At 68.9% G+C, this 16,254-nt stretch carries 17 protein-coding genes and 1 riboswitch; of the genes, 4 read left to right on the forward strand and 13 right to left on the reverse strand.

The annotated features are described in order from the left end of the window. Positions 1-28 precede the first annotated feature (28 nt). On the forward strand, positions 29-1,006 hold the full coding sequence (locus OG817_RS36820; protein WP_406049530.1) for a zinc-binding alcohol dehydrogenase family protein: 978 nt from the start codon (positions 29-31) through the stop codon (positions 1,004-1,006). A 39-nt stretch (positions 1,007-1,045) separates the two neighbouring features. Here OG817_RS36820 and OG817_RS36825 read toward each other — a convergent pair whose 3' ends face one another. The 5 genes from OG817_RS36825 to OG817_RS36845 are packed head-to-tail and all read right to left on the reverse strand — an operon-like array spanning position 1,046 to position 5,495. Beyond that, positions 1,046-2,371, reverse strand: coding sequence for an LLM class flavin-dependent oxidoreductase (locus OG817_RS36825; protein WP_406049531.1), 1,326 nt, complete (start codon positions 2,369-2,371; stop codon positions 1,046-1,048). After that, positions 2,368-3,084, reverse strand: a complete 717-nt coding sequence (locus tag OG817_RS36830; protein ID WP_406049533.1) for an ABC transporter ATP-binding protein — start codon at positions 3,082-3,084, stop codon at positions 2,368-2,370. Before OG817_RS36830 ends, OG817_RS36825 begins: the two co-directional genes overlap by 4 nt. Continuing rightward, positions 3,060-3,896, reverse strand: coding sequence for an ABC transporter permease (locus OG817_RS36835; protein ID WP_406049534.1), 837 nt, complete (start codon positions 3,894-3,896; stop codon positions 3,060-3,062). The genes OG817_RS36830 and OG817_RS36835 overlap by 25 nt, the downstream gene beginning before the upstream one ends. Continuing rightward, positions 3,893-4,942, reverse strand: coding sequence for an ABC transporter substrate-binding protein (locus OG817_RS36840; protein WP_406049536.1), 1,050 nt, complete (start codon positions 4,940-4,942; stop codon positions 3,893-3,895). The genes OG817_RS36835 and OG817_RS36840 overlap by 4 nt, the downstream gene beginning before the upstream one ends. Next, on the reverse strand, positions 4,935-5,495 hold the full coding sequence (locus OG817_RS36845) for a flavin reductase family protein (protein WP_393386372.1): 561 nt from the start codon (positions 5,493-5,495) through the stop codon (positions 4,935-4,937). The genes OG817_RS36840 and OG817_RS36845 overlap by 8 nt, the downstream gene beginning before the upstream one ends. Before the next feature lie 402 nt (positions 5,496-5,897). Here OG817_RS36845 and OG817_RS36850 point away from each other — a divergent pair, with 402 nt between their 5' ends. Both OG817_RS36850 and OG817_RS36855 read left to right on the forward strand, forming a co-directional pair. Beyond that, entirely contained in the window at positions 5,898-6,389 is a 492-nt protein-coding gene (locus tag OG817_RS36850; RefSeq protein WP_406049538.1) for an RNA polymerase sigma factor, read from the forward strand. Beyond that, positions 6,386-6,952 carry a methylated-DNA--[protein]-cysteine S-methyltransferase gene (locus OG817_RS36855; RefSeq protein WP_396394312.1) on the forward strand — a complete coding sequence of 189 codons (567 nt, stop codon included), beginning with the start codon at positions 6,386-6,388 and terminating at the stop codon, positions 6,950-6,952. The genes OG817_RS36850 and OG817_RS36855 overlap by 4 nt, the downstream gene beginning before the upstream one ends. A gap of 124 nt (positions 6,953-7,076) precedes the next feature. On the opposite strand, the gene OG817_RS36860 is transcribed toward OG817_RS36855, so the two are convergent. From OG817_RS36860 to OG817_RS36890, 7 genes are all read right to left on the reverse strand, one after another. Then, positions 7,077-7,757: a class I SAM-dependent methyltransferase gene (locus OG817_RS36860; RefSeq protein ID WP_406049539.1), complete on the reverse strand. Its 681-nt coding sequence runs from the start codon at positions 7,755-7,757 to the stop codon at positions 7,077-7,079. A gap of 27 nt (positions 7,758-7,784) precedes the next feature. Continuing rightward, positions 7,785-9,113: a purine-cytosine permease family protein gene (locus OG817_RS36865; RefSeq protein WP_406049540.1), complete on the reverse strand. Its 1,329-nt coding sequence runs from the start codon at positions 9,111-9,113 to the stop codon at positions 7,785-7,787. Further along, positions 9,107-9,233: riboswitch (TPP riboswitch) on the reverse strand. (Overlaps the previous gene by 7 nt.) Before the next feature lie 20 nt (positions 9,234-9,253). Continuing rightward, positions 9,254-9,916 (reverse strand): alpha/beta fold hydrolase, encoded by a 663-nt coding sequence (locus OG817_RS36870; protein WP_406049541.1) that lies wholly within the window; start codon positions 9,914-9,916, stop codon positions 9,254-9,256. Further along, positions 9,913-10,773 (reverse strand): hypothetical protein, encoded by an 861-nt coding sequence (locus tag OG817_RS36875; protein ID WP_406049542.1) that lies wholly within the window; start codon positions 10,771-10,773, stop codon positions 9,913-9,915. Before OG817_RS36875 ends, OG817_RS36870 begins: the two co-directional genes overlap by 4 nt. Before the next feature lie 40 nt (positions 10,774-10,813). After that, complete coding sequence (locus OG817_RS36880) at positions 10,814-11,668, reverse strand: DUF3152 domain-containing protein (RefSeq protein WP_406049544.1); 855 nt, start codon at positions 11,666-11,668, stop codon at positions 10,814-10,816. Positions 11,669-11,835: 167 nt separating this feature from the next. After that, positions 11,836-13,029, reverse strand: coding sequence for an ATP-binding protein (locus OG817_RS36885; protein ID WP_131362408.1), 1,194 nt, complete (start codon positions 13,027-13,029; stop codon positions 11,836-11,838). 108 nt (positions 13,030-13,137) lie between these two features. Beyond that, positions 13,138-13,716, reverse strand: coding sequence for a class I SAM-dependent methyltransferase (locus OG817_RS36890; protein ID WP_406049545.1), 579 nt, complete (start codon positions 13,714-13,716; stop codon positions 13,138-13,140). A 50-nt stretch (positions 13,717-13,766) separates the two neighbouring features. On the opposite strand from OG817_RS36890, the gene OG817_RS36895 reads away from it, so the two are divergent. Next, positions 13,767-14,789: a (p)ppGpp synthetase gene (locus tag OG817_RS36895; protein WP_360437587.1), complete on the forward strand. Its 1,023-nt coding sequence runs from the start codon at positions 13,767-13,769 to the stop codon at positions 14,787-14,789. On the opposite strand, the gene OG817_RS36900 is transcribed toward OG817_RS36895, so the two are convergent. Then, entirely contained in the window at positions 14,776-16,197 is a 1,422-nt protein-coding gene (locus OG817_RS36900; protein WP_406049546.1) for an MFS transporter, read from the reverse strand. The two genes, OG817_RS36895 and OG817_RS36900, sit on opposite strands and share 14 nt — an antisense overlap. Between the last annotated feature and the right edge of the window lie 57 nt (positions 16,198-16,254).

Consider the following 16,254-nt stretch of genomic DNA (forward strand, 5'->3'; position numbering starts at 1 on the left):
GTCGGACCGTCAGGAGAGGATGACCGGCATGGAGATGCGGGCGATCGTGCTGGACGGGCCGGGCGAGCCGGAGGACCTGCGGGTACGACGGGTCCCGGTCCCCGATCCGGAGCCGGGATGGGTCCGGATCAAGGTGGAGGCGTTCGGGCTGAACCGGTCGGAGTACCACCTGCGGGCCGGCCTGGCGACGAACGCCCGGTTCCCCGTGATCCCGGGCATCGAGGCGACCGGGACGGTGGACGCGGCGCCGGGCCGCGAGTTCGAGCCGGGGCAGCAGGTGGTCGCGATGATGGGCGGGATGGGCCGCGAGTTCGACGGCGGGTACGCCGAGTACACGGTCGTACCGGCGGCCTGCGTCATCCCGGTGCGCACCGGGCTCGACTGGGCCACCCTCGGGGCGCTTCCGGAGATGCTGCAGACCGCGCACGGCTCGCTGCACACCGGCCTCGCGATCGAGCCCGGTCAGACCGTGCTGATCAGGGGAGGTACGTCGTCGGTCGGGGTGGCCGCGGCCGTGCTGGCCAAGGAGCACGGGCTGACGGTCTTCTCGACCACCCGGAGTCCGGAGCGGACCGCCGTACTGCGGGATCTCGGGGTGGACCACCCGATCGTTGACGATGGCAACGTTGCGGCGAAGGTCCGGGAAATCCTGCCGGACGGCGTGAATGCGGCCCTCGAACTCGTCGGCACGAACGTCCTGCCGGACACCCTGAAGGCGACCGCCGTCGATGGCACGGTCTGTTTCACCGGAATGCTGAGTGACCACTGGACGATCCCGGATTTCTACCCGATCAGCTATCTGCCGAACGGCGTCCGGCTGACCGCGTACGGCGGTGAGAGCACCGACCTACCGGCGGAGACGTTCCAGCGGTACGTCGACCTGGTGGCCGAGGGCAAGCTCCCGATCCGGATCGACCGAGTCTTCAGGATGGACGAGATCGGCGCGGCGCACCGGATCATGCAGGACGGCAAGGCGGTCGGGAAGCTCGTCGTCCGGGTCGATTGACGGTGCCGGGCCCGCCACCTGGAGGGCCCGGCACCTGGTTCAGACCGTTGCCTTCTGCAACGAGATGGGACAGGCCAGGCCGTAGTGGTCGCGCAAGGTCGAGCCGGTGTACTCGGTGCGGAAGAGGTCCCGGGCCTGCAGGATCGGGATGACCTCGTCGACGAACGCGGCGAGGCCGGACGGAAGGACCGGCGGCATGATGTTGAAGCCGTCGGCGGCGCCGGCCTCGAACCAGTGCTGGATCGCGTCCGCGACCTGTTCCGGCGTACCGGTGAAGGTCCGGTGACCACGCCCGCCACCGAGCCGGCCGATCAGTTCGCGAACGGTCAGCTTCTCGCGACGGGCCAGAGTGACGATCAGCGTGTAGCGGCTCTTCGCCCCCTCGATCTCGTCCTCGTCCGGCAGGTCGGCCGGGAGTTGCCGGTCGAGCGGCAGGTCCTCCGGCGCCACCCGCAGCGTCTTCGCCAACTGGGCCCGCGCGTACTCCGGCCGGATCAGCTCGTCCAGCTGACGTTCCAGCCGCTGCGCCTCCTCGACCGTGCCGCCGATCACCGGAACGATCCCGGGCAGGATCTTGATCGTCGACGGGTCACGCCCCAGCGATGCCGTCCGCGCCTTCAGATCCTGGTAGAACGCCTGCGCGTCCTCCAGGGTCTGCTGCGCGGTGAACACCGCCTCGGCGTACCGCGCGGCCAGCCCTTTGCCGTCCTCGGACGACCCGGCCTGCACGATCAGTGGACGCCTTTGCGGAGACCGCGGCAGGTTGAGCGGGCCGCGGACCTGGAAGTGCCGTCCGACGTGGTCGATCGGCACCACCCGGTCGTTGACCGCCCAGACGCCTTCCCCCTTGTCCGCGATCGCGGCGTCGTCCTGCCACGAGCCCCACAGCTTGTAGGCGACCTCGAGGAACTCCGCCGCCCGCTCGTACCGCTCCGCGTGCGCCGGCTGCTGCGCGAGATTGAAGTTCAGCGCCGCCTCCGGACCGGCCGTCGTCACCACGTTCCAGCCCGCGCGCCCTCCGCTCACGTGGTCGACGCTGGCGAACCGCCGCGCGAGGTTGAACGGATCGTTGTAGGTCGTCGACGCCGTGGCGATCAGCCCGATCCGAGACGTCACCGCAGCAAGCGCGGTCAGCAACACGGTCGGCTCCAACGACCCGGCGGGCCGCCGGCCGACATCTCCGATCAGCACCGGCGAATCGGCGAAGAACACCGAGTCGAAGCGACCGCGTTCGGCGATCCGCGCCAACTCCTGATAGTGCTCCACCGACGTGTTCGCGAACGGATTGCTCTCCGGCAGCCGCCACGAGGCCTCGTGGTGCCCGGTACTCATCAGGAACGCGTTCAAATGCAACTGCCTGCTCACCACGAAACCCCCAAAGCGTCGAGAAGCCGCGCGCGGACCGCGGCGAATCCTGGATCGGCCGGGCTGCGCGGCGCGGCCAGTTCGATCTGTTCCTGGGCGATCAACCGCCCTTGGTCGAGCACGATCACCCGGTCGGCCAGCACGATCGCCTCGTCGACGTCGTGCGTCACCAGCAGGACGGCCGGCTGGTGTGCCGCGCACAGCTTGCGCAGCAATGCGTGCATCTTCAGCCGAGTCAGCGCATCCAGCGCTCCGAACGGCTCGTCCGCCAGCAGCAGCTCCGGCTCGCGCACGAGCGACCGCGCCAACGCGACCCGCTGCTGCTCACCACCGGACAACTCGTTCGGCCAGGCATTCTCGCGCCCGGCCAGCCCGACCTCCTCGAGACTCTGCCGGCCGCGTTCACCGGCGCTGTTGAGCCCGAGTACGACGTTGTCCAAGACTCTTGCCCACGGCAACAGCCGGGAGTCCTGGAAGACCACCGACACCTGAGCCGGTACGACGAGATCCCCGACGCCGGCGACATCGGAGTCCAGCCCGGCCAAGGCCCGCAGCAACGTGCTCTTCCCGGATCCGCTCTTTCCCAGCAGGGCGACGAACTCACCCGGCGCGATCTCCAGATCCACCCCGTCGAGGACGGCGCGTTCGTCGTAGCGGCGGACCAGACCTCGGACCTGGACCGCCGCGGTCAGGAGGCCAGTGTGCGGCGCCATGAGAGGGCCCTCCTCTGGATCAGGCGGACGGCGCCGTCGGACAGCAGGCCGAGGACGCCGTACAGGACCAGGCCGACGATGATGATGTCGGTCTGTCCGTACGTCCGGGCCAGTTCCATCATGTAGCCGATGCCGCTGGTGGAGTTGATCTGCTCGACCACGACCAGCGAAAGCCAGGCGCCGGTCACGGCGAACCGCAGGCCGAGCAGGAATCCGGGCAGCGCACCCGGCAGGACGACGCGGCGGATGAAGTCCCACTGCGACAACCCGACGGTCTGCGCGAGTTCGACGTACCGGCTGTCGATCGTGCGCAGGCCGTTGTGGGTGTGGATGTAGATCGGTACGAACACCCCGAGCAGGATGGTGACGATCTTCATCGACTCACCGATGCCGAGCCAGAGGATCAGCAGCGGCAGCAGGGCCAGTGACGGGATCGCCCGCTTGATCTGGATCGGCCCGTCGAGAAGCGCCTCGCCGACGCGCGACAGCCCGGACAGCAGTGCGAGGGCCACGCCGAGCACGATCCCGAGGCCGAGGCCGATGAAGGCTCGCTGAGCAGAGGTCCAGAGGTTCGATTGCAGTCGACCGTCGGCGATCAGGTGGCCGGCCGTGGTGACCACGGTCCACGGCGCCGACAGCACTCGCTGGTCGAGCCAGCCGGTGGCCGACCCGATGCTCCACAGCACGAGGAGCAGCAGCGGTCCGAGAGCGCCGCCGAACCTGATCGGCTTACCCGGTCCGAGCCGACGGCGCCGAACGACGGGAGTGGCCTGCTCGGCGGTCCGCAGACCGGGCAGCGTCGTGGCGCTCATTTGGCCACCCCTGCCTTGATCGCGTCCGCCGCCACGGTCTGGAAGCGCAGGTCGTACAGGTCCTTGGCCTGGATCACCGGGTTGCCGGTCTCCTTGGCGAGCAGGTCGATCGTCTCCTGCTGCCGTTCGATCGCATCGCTCCAGTCAGCGCTGATGTCAGGGTGGCCGGCGTTGTCGACCAGCCACTGGCCATCGGACTCGGTCAGGCCCTGGTCCTTCACGTAGTACCCCTGGATCCATTCCTTCGGATGCGTGTCGATCCACTGCTGGGCGACGCCCCAGGCGGCGACGTACGCACGGATCGCGGCCGCCTTGCCCGGGTCCTCCAGCGACTCGGTCACCACGTACAGATGCCCGGCGTCGTCGCGCAGTCCGTGCGGGATCGTGCTCGCACCGTCCTTGCCGTACTTGGCCAGGTACCGCTTGATCTGTACGCCGCCGATCGGAGCGACGTCGACCTGCTTCGCGGACAGGGCGTTGGAGTACACGTCACCCGTGCTGGGCAGCTCGACCAGCTTCACGTCCTCCTTGGACAGCCCGGCCTTCTTCAGCACCTTGAGCACCAGCGCGCCCTGCGCCTGACCGGGGCTGTAGGCAACCTTCTTCCCGCGCAGGTCGGCGAGCGTCGTCACGGTCACGCCAGGTGCGATGCCCAACTGGTAGATCGGGTGATCGAGCGGGTCCTGCCGGAACTTCGACGCGACGATCTTCACGTGCAGCCCGGTCCAGGTCGCGTGGATCGGCGGGATCTCTGCGACCGAGCCGAGGTCGAGCGCGTGCGCCCGGAACGCCTCGGTGGTCTGTGGACCGCCGCTCAGATTGGCGAACTGGACGTACTTCGACACCTTGTCGAACTGACCGGACAACTTCAGGGCCACCTCCGTGGCCGGATCGCCGACGACGATCTTGGCGCCGTCCGGGACGGTCGTCGGCAGCGCGGCGTCCAGCGAGAGCGCCGCGCCACCGGCCTTCGCGGCACCACCGCAGCCGGCCAGCAAGGTGACTAGGGCTGCGGCCAGTACGGCGTACTTGTGGGTTCTAGGCATGGTGGGCCTTCGGGTTCGGAGTGGCGGTGACGTAGCGGCCGTCGTGGTAGAGCAGCGGCTCGTGCTCACGTCGTTCGGTGTGGGTCGCGAGACGGGCGACGACCAAGCAGTGGTCGCCGACGGCGAAGCGGTGCTCGACCTGGGCGCGCAGGTAGCTCGGCGCCTCGTCGAGGACCGGCTCGCCGGTGTGCAGCCGCGACCAGCGGGTCGGCTCGCCGAAGCGGTCGATGCCGCTGGTGGCGAATCGGCCGGCGATGGCGTGCTGTTCGGCGGACAGGAAGTTGATCACCACGCTGCCGGCGGTGCTCACGGTCGGCCAGCTGGACGCGGTGGTCGCGATCGCGAACGAGACCAGCGGCGGCAGCAGGCTGACCGACACCAGTGAGGTGGCGGTGAACCCGGCCGGACCGTGGCCGGCGTCCGCGGTGATCACCACGACACCGGCGGCGTGGCGGCGGAAGACGGAGCGGTAGACGTCGGCGTCGACGATCCGCTCCTCGGTGCGGTCGGGAACCACGGACAGGGCAGGACGGTTCAAGGCAGGAACAGACATGTCTCTCCCTCGGAGGCGGGACAGCGGCGACCGGTGGCGGGCAGCACGAAGCGGCCCGGCCGGGCGGAGTGTGGGAGGCGGATCAGCAGGCCTCGTACGGCGGGAACACCGCCGGGACAACGGGGGCGGGGGTCACCGACAGGTGGCGCTCGCCGTCCGGAGCAGATCGATGACGCGACGGCGGGTCAGCAAGGTCGTCGTCATGTCAGCCATCTTCTCACCAATGTCTACTGGACTACTCGACAATCTCGGAATCCGGACCACCCCAAACGGAAGAGCACGCACCGAGTCGTGGATCCGGGTCGGCAAATCGCCCGATCCCGGACCGCAATCCACGACTCGACGGCCCGCGCGGACAGGGCTCCCTCACATTCGTGGGTCGGGATGCGTTCTACTGTCGTGATGGCTCCGGAGAAGGTCTTGCTGCCACCGTTCCAGGCGCTTGTCGACGAGCACTGGCGAGACGTGGCACGGCTGGCGCGAGCCCTGGCAGGACCGGTGGACGGCGACGACGTGGCCCAGCGCGCGTGGGAGAAGGCGTTCGCCGCCTACCCCAGCCTGACGTCGGCGAAGAACCTGCGCAGCTGGCTCCTGACCATCACCGCCCGCTGCGCAACCGACGTGCACCGGGCGCGCAAACCACAAAGGCCTCTGGACGAAGCGCCGCCGGTCGCGGTCGAAGGCCCGGATGCCGCCGACTGGCCGGATCCCGACCTCTGGCAGGCGGTCAACGAACTGCCCGAACGCCAGCGCTTCGCCATCACGCTCAAATATGTCGGCGACCTGGACCACCACGGCGTGGCCGCCGCCCTCGACACCACGCCCGCCGCATCGCGCCGGCTCGTCAGCGACGCGCTCGCGGCCTTGCGCAGCAAACTCGGAGTGAACGCATGAACGACCTCGAGAGCCGGCTGACCCGGTTCGCCATCCCAGACCTGAAACCACCTGTCCTCCCGGACGCTGACGTCGCCTACACCCTGCACGACACCCCGATCGGCACCATGCTGCTCGCGATCGCGAACGGCCGCGTGGTGGCCAGCTCCTTCGGCGACGAGGAGACCATGACCAACCGCCTGGCCCGCTCGGTGTCCCCGCGCGTCCTGCGGCAGCCCCGCGCACTGGACGACGTACGACGGCAGCTCGACGAGTATCTGGACGGACGCCGTCACGAGTTCGAGCTGGAGGTGGACCTCGCACTGGCGACGCCGTTCCAGCGGCTTGTGCTGACCGATCTGCCGGTGCACACCAGCTACGGCGCCACGACGACGTACGGGCGGGTCGCGGGGGAGATCCACAAGCCGAAGGCGGCCCGTGCGGTCGGTACGGCGCTGGGCGCGAATCCGGTGTGCGTCGTACTGCCGTGCCACCGGGTGATCGGCGCGAGCGGTGCGCTGACCGGATACGCCGGCGGACTCGACGCGAAGCGTTTTCTGCTGAATCTTGAATCGAAAAGCTGAGTTTTCCGGAATCGCCACAGCGGGATTTACACTCGGAATAGAAAGGAGCAGATCCCCAGTGTGGAGTGGGGATCTGCTTCTTTGTTTTCCCTTGCCTGCAAGGGCTGGTGGAATACCTGACGAGTCAGTCAGTTGTCGGTTGATGGATCTCCAGGATGAGCCGGCGGCGGCCGCCCCAGTCCCGTTTGTAGACCTTGAAGTTCTCAATTCCGGCGGCCGCACAGAGCCGGCCGTAGCTGATTTCGTCGTGGATGAAGTGCACGCTGCTGGTGCCGAAGTGCTCGGTGGTGACGATCCGGTGCTCGGGACCCTGGCGCATCCCGTTGGCGATCTCGCCCGCCGTCGCAGGCCCCCAGGCCGGCCCCTCGATGATCGCCATCCCGCCCGGCTTCAGCACCCGGGAGATCTCGCAGATCGTCGACAGTTGCTCCTCCTCGCCGAACAGCTCGTGGAAGGCGGTCCACAGACAGATCACCGCGTCGAACGAGTCCCACTTGTACGGCAGGTCGGTCATCGAGCCGATCGCCCAGTCGATCGACAGTTCCTCCTCGGCCGCCTGCGCCCGGCCGGCCTCGATCAGGTTCGGGGAGATGTCGAGTGCGCGCACGGTCTTGCCGGCCCGGCGCAGCGGCAGCGCGACGCGGCCGTAGCCACAGCACAGATCGAGCACCGACTCGCGCTTCTCGAGCAACTCCTCGACGGCCTTGACGATCGCCGCGTCCCGCTCGGGCGTAGTACGCGCGGCCAGTCCTTCGGCCCCGAGTTCCGCGTACTCGGCCCGGCTACGCAGTGCGGAGTTCAGCATGACCGCAAGTATCCCGGTTACTCCGGGTCAGTTGTCCAGCGGCCGGCGCCCGATCCGGCCAAGCACCACCGCGGCCAGCATCGAGACGACGATCGAGGTGTACGTCGCTCCGAGCCAGGAGGGCACGGGCTGGTCGTTGAAGAGCCGCTGCTGGACCTCGGTCCAGAAGAGCGACCAGCCGGACACCGTGCCGGGGTTGACCAGTTGGTACGAGACGAAGCCGATCAGCCAGGCGACGGCCGGCTGCCAGCGGAAGCGCGCCGTACCGGACACGTCCCAGTTCATCTTGCTGACCACGAAGAAGTCGGCGATCGCGACCGCGAACAAGGGGATGAAGACCGAGCCGATCAGGTAGAGGAACTCCGTGTAGTTGCCTAGGTCAACCAACAGTGCGATAGCCGTTGCTACCACGCCGATGCCGACCGAGATCCACCGGCGGTCGACGTGACCGATCAGGTTGTGCGTGGCCATCGTGGTCGAGTAGACGTTCGCGTAGGCCTCGTCCACCTCGTCCACCAGCAGCACGAGCAACGCGATCGCACCGGCGGGCAGCGTGACCAGCGCGGTGATCACGTCCTCGCTGTTGGTCTGCAGAGTGGCGACCGCGAAGACGCCCAAGGCGTAGTACGCGATCGCGGCCAGGCCGTAGCCGAGTGCGGAGCCACCGAAGGCTGCCTTGTTCGTGCGCGAGTGCCGGGTGTAGTCGGCGGCCAGCGGCGCGAACGACACCACACCGGCGGCGGCCAGGTCGACGGCCGGCCAGAAGCCGAACACGCTGTCCTGCGGCAGATCATGCACCGGCTTGCTGAGCACCTGCACGAACAGGTAGACCGACGCGATCAGCACCAGCCAGACCATGAACTTCCGCAGCACCTTCACGCTGCCCAGTGGTCGTACGGCCATCGCCGTGGCGATCACTCCCGCCACCAGGACGAACAGCCAGCGCCACCGCTCGCTAGTGACGGCGACCGCGGCCTGCGCGATGACGATGATCTCCATCGTGGCCCAGCCGACGTTCTGGGCGATGTTCAGCACGGTCGGCGCGATCGAACCGCGGCGGCCGAACAGACCGCGCAGACTCGCCATCGCCGGTGCGCCGGTCTGCGAGCCGAACACCGCTGCGCCGCCGAGCACGAGCGCGCCGATCCCGCAGCCGACGACGACCGCGAGCAGACCCTGTGCGAGTGAGCCCGTGTACGCCGCCACCAGCGCACCGGTGACCGGGCCGAACAGCGAGATGCCGAAGTTTCCCCAGAGGGTGAACTGGTCCAGGAACCCGAGCGTGCGCGGAGAGTCCGTGGTGAGGACGAGTGGCGCCTCGGTCTGATCGGCAGGACGAACAGCAGTACTGGTCATGGTGACCCGCTCCCTACGCCGGCATTACCCGGTCAGGTTCAGGCGGTCGGCGACCCGGCTGTCCTCAGCTCGTCGCCCTCTCAGCCCGCGCGTTCGGTGCGAGCTCCCGCAAGGATTGCTACCGCGTCAACGATAACGCGTCAGGCAGGATCCGGCGCGGCGGCCGCCCGCTGGATGAGAGCGGCCAGCTCCGGACCGTTGGTCACCACCGGCATGTGCGCGCCGGTCGGCAGCGTCCGCGCCTCACCGTGGCACAGCTCGGCCAGCCGTGCGACCCACTCGGCCGTGGACACCAGATCGTGCCGGCCGCGCACGATCATCACCGGCGCCCGCACCCTGCCGATGACCGCGGCCAGATCGTGGCGCCTGGCCGCGTCGCCGGCGCGCGCGATCGAGGACAGCGTCGTACGGGCGTACTGCGGGGTGACGACTCGGATCAGCCGCGGCGAATCCGGTACGGCGGAACCCAGCCAGCGAGCGGCCAGGTCCACCCAGCTCGACGCCCGGATGTCCCCGGTCGGTGCGACCAGGACCAGGGCGTGCACCAGTTCGGGGAAGGCGATCGCGGTCTCGACCACGATCTGGCAGCTGGCCGAGTGCCCGACCAGGACCGACCGCTCCCGGATCTTGTCCGCCAGCGCCGTCCCGAGAGCCTGTGGACGCAGATCCTCCCTGGCACCGGCGGGTTCGCCGTACCCAGGCAGGCTGACCAGGTGGTACGGCGTGGTGAGGTGCTCGACGGTTGGGTCGTACGACGCCGGCCCGAGGCCGAGACCCGGGACCAGGACGACGGGGACGTTCACTCCCAGGGTGGCCGGTCCGGGCGGGCCTGGACGACCGGGTTGCCGAGATCCGGTTTGAGTTCGCGGTAGCCGAGGGTGAAGCCGGCCGCGAGGATCAGCAGGCCGAGACCACCCCAGCCGTACGCCGTGGGCAGCCGGTGCAGCGAGTCGTCGATCGCGCCCATGCCGGTCGACAGGATCATGATCAGCCAGATCAGGATCGGGACCATCGACACCGCGACCAGCAGCAGTCCGCCGAGCTCGACCGGATCCGGCTGGCGGCCGGCCCTCCGGCGGGCGAGCACGTCCCGGCCCCACATCCAGAGCGCGACCGCGCCGACCAGGAGCAGCAGGAGCTGGCCGATCGTGTCGATCACGTCGGTGCGCAGCGGGTGGTTGAGCGGCGAGCCAGGAGCCTGGGAGATCTCCCGGAGGGCAACCCGCTGGATCGAGATGACCAGCAGGCCGTAGACGCCGGCGATGATCGCGGCGAGCAGGACGACCCGGGCGGCGCGGGGATCGCGGGGCGCGACGGGTTGGTCCCGCCCGTACGTCGGCAGCTCATGCTGCTGCGGATGCGCGGGCGGGCCGTACGGAGTGCCAGGCCGGTAGTTCGGCGGCTGGTTGTACGGCGGTCCGCCGGAGTCGGGCTGCCCCTGCGGCTGACCCGGCCCAGCGCCGCCGGGTGGGGCGCCGTACTGGCCTGGCGGGGAGCTGTAGGGCTGGGGCGGGGCGTAGTGGCTTTGCTCGGGGGCGCTCTGCGGTCCGGAGCCGAACGTGCCGCCGCCGTACGGGGCAGGTTTGGCGTAGTGGTGGTCCTCGCCGGACTGCTCGGGCTCATCGCCCCGGCCGTAGGTCGGGAAATCCTGTGACGACATCGCTGCTCCCTCCCCTCCGACTCAGCTTCTCACGGACGGCTCAGGTTGCCTTGATCGTGGGCCACGCATTCGGCAGGCAGCCGCCCAGGCCCTTGGTCTGCTGCATCATGACCGGCGCGGGGGTCTTCGCCTGGGTGCAGGTGGAGTGGCCGTGGCCGAGCGCGTGCCCGACCTCGTGGTTGACCAGGTAGTTCCGGTACAGGGCGACGTTCCCGCCGTACGCCGGAACCGCGTACACCCACCGCTTGGCGTTCAGGACGACGCGGTCGTCGACGCGGCAGGACACCTCGCCGCCGGTGTCGAGCGGCAGGCACAGCTTGTCGGTCAGGACCGGCGTGGCCAGGATGATCCGCAGGTCGGCGTCGACCTTGTCGGTGCGCTCGAAGTTGACCGGGTGGATCGCCTGCCAGCCGCGCGGATCGGTCAGCGTCTGGTGGATGATCGCGGCGACCGCGGCGCCGTTCAGCGACAGGCCCTGCTCGATCTCGACCCGGTAGGTCAGCTTGTCCTTCACGCCGCTGGCCTTGGCGAACCCTGGCACGACCGCGAGCCGGCCGGTGGAGACGGTGACGTTCGGCTTCGAGCTCTTCGGCTTCCGGGTCAGACTCGGTGCCGGGCGCAACGGGGTGGTGAACTTCTGCGTCGGTGTGGCGATCGGTGCCGGTGCGGGAGTCGCCACCGGAGTCGAGGTGACCGGAGTGCTGGTGCCGGCAACGATCTCGGCCGCGAGGCTCCGCCGGCCGGCGGCGTCCGGGTGCATGACCACCACGGTCCCGAGCACTGCCAGCGCGGTCACCGAGAACCACTGCGCCTTGTGCGACTTCTTCCGGCTGTGACGGCCACCGCGCTTGCGGACACGCGCGTCCGCCTGCTGGCCAGTCCGCCCGGTGGTCATGACGATTCACCCTACAGAGCCAGCACCACTCCACGAAAGGGCAGATTCATGACTTGCAACACCAACGAACCGAAGGCCACGTGGCCGATCAGAGGTCGACGAACCAGCCCGTCATCAGGTCGGTGACCCGCTCCTGCTCGTCCGGCTCGACCAGTGTGCGGCGTACCTCAGGCTGTCCGGGTGCGGAGGAACTTGCCGAAGTGGGGGACGGTGAAGGCGACGGTGCCGCGTTCGGCGGAGAAGACGAGGCCCTTCTTGATCAGGCCGTCGCGGGCCGGGGAGAGGGACTGCGGTTTGCGGTTCAGCGTGCTGGCGACCTCGGCGGTGGGGACCGAGCCGTCGTCGACGCCGATGCCGAGCTCGGCCATCGCGCGCATGTACTCGCGTTCGGCCGGGGTGGCGCGTTCATAGCGGGAGCCGAAGAAGCCGACGGTGAGTTCGGCGGAGGCCTCCGGGCCCGCGACGGCGACGTCCTTGATGGTGATCGGCGAGGTCGGAGCGTGGTCCCAGGTGGCGTGCGCGAAGGCCTGGACGAAGTACGGATAGCCGTCGGTCTGGGCGTACAGCTCGTCCAGCGCCTCGTCGTCGTACTGGACGCCCTCGCTCTCCGCGGGGATCATCAGCGCGCGGTCACACGCGTCGCGGGCGAGACGGTCGACGCGGATGTAGCGGAACAACCGCTCGGAGTACGACTTGCTGGCGGACAGTACGGCGGGCAGATGCGGGAGGCCCGCGCCGACGACGACCAGCGGCGCGCTCTGCTGGGAGATCTCGTGGCAGGCGGCGCACAGCGCGGACAGGTCGTCGGGACTGATGTCCTGCATCTCGTCGATGAACAATCCGACGCCGACGGACAGATCGCCGGCCAGGTCGGCCGCGTCGGTGAACAACTCGATCAGATCCATCTCGAGGTCACCGGAGTCCGCGCGGCCCTTCGCAGCGGCCACGTCGACCGGCGGATGCCAGCGGATGCCCTTGCGGTCGTTGGCGGCGGTGCGCAGCGCGAACGCCTTCAGTACGGCGCTGAAGCTGTCGACCCGCTCGTCGTCGCGATGCCGGTGGCCCAGTTCGCGCATGGCGGTGTGCAGCGCCTGCGCGATCGGCAACCGGATGCTCTGGTCCGGCCGGGCCTCGATCTTCCCGGTACCCCAGGCGCGCTTGATCGCCTGGCTGCGCAAGGTGTTCAGCAACACGGTCTTACCGACGCCGCGGAGTCCACTCAGCACCAGACTCCGCTCCGGCCTGCCTGCCGCGACCCGTTCGAGTACCACTTCGAACTGCCGCACCTCGATGTCGCGTCCGGCCAGCTCAGGCGGCCGCTGACCGGCGCCGGGCGCATAGGGATTCCGGATCGGATCCATGCTTTCACTGTATGAGCGCGTCTAGCGTTTTCCTTAGATTTCGCTAGCAACCGCCAGAGCGTGTCGCGACCCTTGTCTACAGCTTTCTAGCAATTCCGCTAGAAACTCCTAGACCCGCCTAGCCAGCACTTCGTACAGATGCCAGTGCTTCGGCCCGCTCATCGCCCGCCCGTCGTACTCCACCTCGTCGAGGCGCTCCACAGCCCACCCTTCCAGCAATCCCTGGACCTCTGCGTCGTCCTGAGCGGAGATCTCCGGCTGCTGTGCCCAGTCGTCACGCACGCCGAGCAACTGGCCGGCGAACATGCCGCCCGGCCGCACTGCCCGCGTCACCACCGCCCAGGTCTCCGCAAACCGTTCCGGCGGCGCGAAGAACAGACTGAAGCCCGCATAGACAAGGTCGGCGACGGGAGGCCGCGCGTCCCACAGGTCGCTGCGTTCCAGCGTCAGCCGTCGCCCGCTGCGGGCACGGCGGGAGACCTCCGCGAGAGCAGCCGCGCTCGAGTCCACGGCGTGGACCTGCCAGCCTCGATCGAGGAGATCGAGGGTCTCGTTCCCGGCGCCGCAGCCGAGGTCGACCGCCGTACCAGGCTCGGTGAAGCAGGCGAGGGCGGCCTGGTGCAGTGGGCGGGGCGGATCGCCGGAGGTGAAGGCGACGTACGGCGCCCAGTCGGTGAAGTCGGGCATAGGGGGAGTCTTGCAGGCGACTAGGCCCGCGGGAGCACTATCGTCCTGTCATGGTTGGGCGGGTGGAATGGGCTCGGCAGGCAGGGGCCCTGTACGAGCGGATGCATCAGCAGTACGTCGGTGGTGCGCGCAAGCTCGAGGCGCTCATCGACGAGCTGATCGGTGACGAGGAGGGCATCAACTACCTCAGCGCGACCGCCCGGGCGAAGGATCCGGAGTCGTTCCTGGACAAGGCGTCGAAGCCGCATCCGGACGACCCGGCCCGGCCGAAGTACGACGACCCGCTGAACCAGATCACCGACCTGGTCGCGGCTCGGGTGATCACGTTCCTGGCCGAGGCGGTGGACCGGGTCTGCGAGGTGATCGAGGCCGAGTTCGAGATCGTCGAGCACACCGACATGGGTGCGCACACCCGGGCGCAGGGTGTGTTCGGGTATGCCAGCAAGCACTACCTGGTCCGGCTGAACGCGACTCGCCGCGAGCTGCCGGAGTACGCCGTACTGAAGAACCTGGTGATGGAGATCCAGGTTCGGACCGCGGTCCAGCACGCGTGGGCGGAGTTCGAGCACGACATCCGGTACAAGCTGGACATCCCGCCGGGCCGCAAGCCGGAGTTCGACCGGCGGTTCCTGCTGGCGGCGGCGCTGATGGAGTTGGTGGACAACGAGTTCACGGAGATCGACCGGCTGTACCGCGAGCTCGCGGCGGCCGAACCGGACAAGACCCCGCGCGACCTGACCACCGCGACGCTGACGACGTACCTGACCCGGCGCTATCCGGACGCGCCGCACGCCAAGACGAACCACTACACGTGGATCCTCGGCATCCTGGCGCGGCTCGGCGTCACCACCGAGGAACAGCTCACCGAACTCCTGACCGGCATCGACAGTTCCGCGGTCCAGGCCGCGATGACCCACCGCTTCCCGGCCGGCACGGTCCGCCGCCTCGACGACGACCTGCTGGCCGCGAAGGGTACGGCGTACGTCGACCTGTTCCCGGACGAGGAACGCCGCCAGAAGATCCTCCGCGGCCGCCTCAAGGCACTCACCCGCGCCGGGATCACCGAGTCCTGACCAGATCCTCCGCGACGGCCTCGGCGGTACGGCGGGCCCAGGCTCCGGTGGTGATGAGGCCGAGCACGAGGACGAGTACGCCGCAGCCGGCGATCACGAACCAACACAGCTTGGCCGCGTCGACGAAGCCGCTCTCCAGCGTGCCCACCAGATGGGCGGTGAGGATCGTCCCCGCGATCGCCACACCCAGGGAGGCCCCGACCTGACGGCTGGTCGACGCGATCGCCGCGGCGACGCCGGCTTGGGAGCGCGGCATCCCCGACACCGCCGCATTGGTGATCGGCGCGTTCAGCATCCCGAAGCCCAGACCGAAGATCAGGTAGCCGACCAGCAGCATCTCGGTCGACGTGGTCAGACTCAACCGCGACAGCACCAGCCCGGAAACAGTAAGCATGCTGCCGGCAACGACCAGCGGCAGTCGCGGCCCGCGGTGTCCGACGAGCCAACCCGACAGCGGTGCGAACACCACGGTCATCGCCGCCATCGGAAGCGTCAGCAACCCGGCATGCAGCGCCGAGAACCCACGCACCGACTGCAGATAGAGCGAGTTCAGGAACAGGAATCCGGACAGCGCCGAGAATCCCGCGACCGCGATCAGCGTCGCACCCGAGAACGGCGCACTCCGGAAGAACCGCGGCTCCAGCAACGGTTGCTCCCGTCGCCGCTCGTACAACACCAGAGACACCAAGGACGCGACCGTCACCACGAAGCACCCGATGATCAGCGGCGAGGTCCACCCGGCCGACCGGCCCTCGATGATCCCGTACGTCAGCCCGCTGAGCAGCAGGACCACCAGGATCTGCCCGACCGGATCCATTCGCCGCGGCACCGCGGCCCGCGACTCCGGCACGAACCGCGCCGTCATCAGTACGGCGGCCACCGTCACCGGCACGTTGATCCAGAAGATCAACCGCCAGCCCGCTGCGTCGACGAGTGCTCCACCGACCACCGGCCCGACCGCCAAGCTGAGCCCGACCACGCCACCCCAGACCCCGATCGCCTGGGCGCGCTCGCGTGGGTCGGTGAAGGTGTTGGTGATGATCGACATCGCCACCGGGTTGAGCATCGAGCCACCGATCGCCTGCAGCATCCGGAACAGGATCAGCAGGTCGATGGTCGGCGCGACTCCGCACAGCAGCGACCCGAGCCCGAACACCACCAGCCCGGCCTGGAACGTCCGTCGCCGGCCGACCCGGTCCGCGGTCGAGCCGGAGACCATCAGCAGGCTGGCCAGCACCAGCGTGTACGCGTCGATGGTCCATTGCAGCTTGGTGACCGAGGCGCCCAGCTCGGACCGGATGGCCGGCAGGGCCAGGTTCACGATGGTGGAGTCCAGGCCGACGATGAAGAGGCTGGAGCAGCAGATACCGAGGATCAGCAACCGCCGCCTGCGCGTCAGTTCCTCCACCCGGCTCCCTCCGACACCATCTACTTGAAGACTGTACAACCGTCGGCCGGGAGCGAT

The sequence above is a fragment of the Kribbella sp. NBC_00889 genome (assembly GCF_045207705.1).
In the GTDB taxonomy this organism is placed as follows: domain Bacteria; phylum Actinomycetota; class Actinomycetes; order Propionibacteriales; family Kribbellaceae; genus Kribbella.

Excerpts from the sequence above, each read along its gene's own strand:
- OG817_RS36820 (WP_406049530.1), top strand. The coding sequence starts at position 29 with ATGGAGATGCGGGCGATCGTGCTGGACGGGCCGGGCGAGCCGGAGGAC.
- OG817_RS36830 (WP_406049533.1), bottom strand. The coding sequence starts at position 3,084 with ATGGCGCCGCACACTGGCCTCCTGACCGCGGCGGTCCAGGTCCGAGGT.
- OG817_RS36835 (WP_406049534.1), bottom strand. The coding sequence starts at position 3,896 with ATGAGCGCCACGACGCTGCCCGGTCTGCGGACCGCCGAGCAGGCCACT.
- OG817_RS36840 (WP_406049536.1), bottom strand. The coding sequence starts at position 4,942 with ATGCCTAGAACCCACAAGTACGCCGTACTGGCCGCAGCCCTAGTCACC.
- OG817_RS36845 (WP_393386372.1), bottom strand. The coding sequence starts at position 5,495 with ATGTCTGTTCCTGCCTTGAACCGTCCTGCCCTGTCCGTGGTTCCCGAC.
- OG817_RS36850 (WP_406049538.1), top strand. The coding sequence starts at position 5,898 with ATGGCTCCGGAGAAGGTCTTGCTGCCACCGTTCCAGGCGCTTGTCGAC.
- OG817_RS36855 (WP_396394312.1), top strand. The coding sequence starts at position 6,386 with ATGAACGACCTCGAGAGCCGGCTGACCCGGTTCGCCATCCCAGACCTG.
- OG817_RS36860 (WP_406049539.1), bottom strand. The coding sequence starts at position 7,757 with ATGCTGAACTCCGCACTGCGTAGCCGGGCCGAGTACGCGGAACTCGGG.
- OG817_RS36865 (WP_406049540.1), bottom strand. The coding sequence starts at position 9,113 with ATGACCAGTACTGCTGTTCGTCCTGCCGATCAGACCGAGGCGCCACTC.
- OG817_RS36875 (WP_406049542.1), bottom strand. The coding sequence starts at position 10,773 with ATGTCGTCACAGGATTTCCCGACCTACGGCCGGGGCGATGAGCCCGAG.
- OG817_RS36880 (WP_406049544.1), bottom strand. The coding sequence starts at position 11,668 with ATGACCACCGGGCGGACTGGCCAGCAGGCGGACGCGCGTGTCCGCAAG.
- OG817_RS36885 (WP_131362408.1), bottom strand. The coding sequence starts at position 13,029 with ATGGATCCGATCCGGAATCCCTATGCGCCCGGCGCCGGTCAGCGGCCG.
- OG817_RS36890 (WP_406049545.1), bottom strand. The coding sequence starts at position 13,716 with ATGCCCGACTTCACCGACTGGGCGCCGTACGTCGCCTTCACCTCCGGC.
- OG817_RS36895 (WP_360437587.1), top strand. The coding sequence starts at position 13,767 with ATGGTTGGGCGGGTGGAATGGGCTCGGCAGGCAGGGGCCCTGTACGAG.